This is a genomic window from Mariniflexile ostreae, assembly GCF_042427585.1.
GTDB classification, from domain to species: domain Bacteria; phylum Bacteroidota; class Bacteroidia; order Flavobacteriales; family Flavobacteriaceae; genus Pseudalgibacter; species Pseudalgibacter ostreae.
The window spans coordinates 1-1,785 of the sequence record NZ_JBHMFC010000071.1 but is presented as its reverse complement, the minus strand read 5'-3'; the positions used below and the strand labels follow the sequence as shown (position 1 = coordinate 1,785).

Below are 1,785 nucleotides of genomic sequence, written 5' to 3'. Positions count from 1 at the left end.
TATCAATGTTGTCGAAGTCTAGGCTTCACCGTATATATTAACCTTAATTCTCTCTTTTATTCTTTCTGATTATATATCAAATTTAATAAAAGACAAACTTAAGACGTATATAATCCATTGCTAGTGAGAGCCTACTTACGAAAATCCTCGCGGATTTTCTATCTGGTTTTTATTTGCTAAATTACGTGCTTAACCACGCAACGTATCATATACAAAACCGTTACCTGCAAGCTGAAAACGAACTCTGTCTAAAATTTGAATGAAATATGAAGATTAAAACTCTATTTCTATTGAGCATATGTTTATGTTTAATATCAGGTTGTAAAAAGGACCATATTTTAAAACTGCCCATTACCTACCAAAAAGGGTTTGGTCCTTTCGAATCGTCTGGTGGAGGTTCAATTCCACTCTATAATAATGATGAAAATAACCCGTGGAAAAACACTTTTTTAAAAGTTACTGGAATACCAAAAAAATGGACTGATGTTAAAGTTGGAGATATTAATTCGGATTTTCACCAATATGTTTATCAAAACTACCATTCAGGCAATATTTCAAAAGAATGGTTTGAAAAGCTTAAGATAATGTGGAATTGGGAACCCGATACATTGAATTTGTCCAAAGAGCCAATAAAATGCAGAGCTGCATTTGCTATAGGCAATGATTCCACTGGAAATACAATGGTTGTTGTAGATGTAAATAACAATTATGATTTCAGTGATGACGAGCCTTTTGAACTAATTCAGTTTGACAGTGAATTAGATTGGGATTCGTTGGCAAATAATGAAGCAATATATGTTACTTTTGAACGCCTCCTAAATAATAAAAAGATTCAGTTTAAAGTTCCTCTCTTGATTTCTTCTGTCAATATGGATCAATATTACTTATTATGTAATTTCGCTCAATACGGTACTGCAAAATTAGAGAATCACTTAATAAGCATTCATTCCTTTAAATTTACAAACCTGACATATAAAGATGTAGGAATAACTATTAATCAAAGCTTAAATGGAGAAAAAGCAGTTTTTAACAACGAATATCTTGAAATTGGAAATGATTTATATAAAAACTTGGGAGTAAATAGAAATAAGGATGTTTTACTTTTAGAAAAAATGGATTTATCTAAAAATCAAATACGCTCTACTCAAATTGGAAATAAACCTTTTGACTTTTCAGAAAAACAGTTCCAAAAACAAAATATGATTTCATTGGATAGTTTAAGGGGAAAATATGTACTTCTCGAGTTTTGGGACACTTGGTGTGGTCCTTGTATCAAAGAAATACCAAATCTTAAAACGATATATAATAAAACTGATAAATCAAAATTTGAAATAATTGGTATTGTTGGAAACAATCAAATAACAGTTTTAGAAAAATTTGCGAACAAACATGGAATTACATGGCCTCAAATTATTGATAGTTCTAACAAAATCAAAGAGAAGTACGGGGTAAGAGGAATCCCAGCAACATTTCTGATTAACCCTGAAGGAATAATTATCGCAAAAGATTTGAGAGGAAAGGAGTTGGAAACCAAAATAGATAGTTTAATAAATAAAGCCAGCAGGTAATAACTAAGAATTCGTTTTGCCGATAGTCCAAAAATGAATTCTGTGTTGACGAATCCGGTTGATTTGCCGTACTATGGGTAAAACGATACGTTTAGGGAAGGTTCTTTGGTGGTTAGGCTGTGATTGATGTGGTCAAAATATATAGCATTTACTCCTTTTCTAACATTTTTGATAGTTTTTTAGTGGTTTTAATTTACAGTTTCTGAGTTTTATCAAT

The 1,785-nt window shown here is 31.1% G+C and carries 1 protein-coding gene; it reads left to right on the top strand.

The features are described from left to right. Positions 1–266 precede the first annotated feature (266 nt). Positions 267–1,568, top strand: coding sequence for a TlpA family protein disulfide reductase (locus tag ACFFU9_RS11075; protein WP_379861505.1), 1,302 nt, complete (start codon positions 267–269; stop codon positions 1,566–1,568). The last annotated feature ends 217 nt before the right edge of the window (positions 1,569–1,785 follow it).

Excerpts from the sequence above, each read along its gene's own strand:
- ACFFU9_RS11075 (WP_379861505.1), top strand. The coding sequence starts at position 267 with ATGAAGATTAAAACTCTATTTCTATTGAGCATATGTTTATGTTTAATA.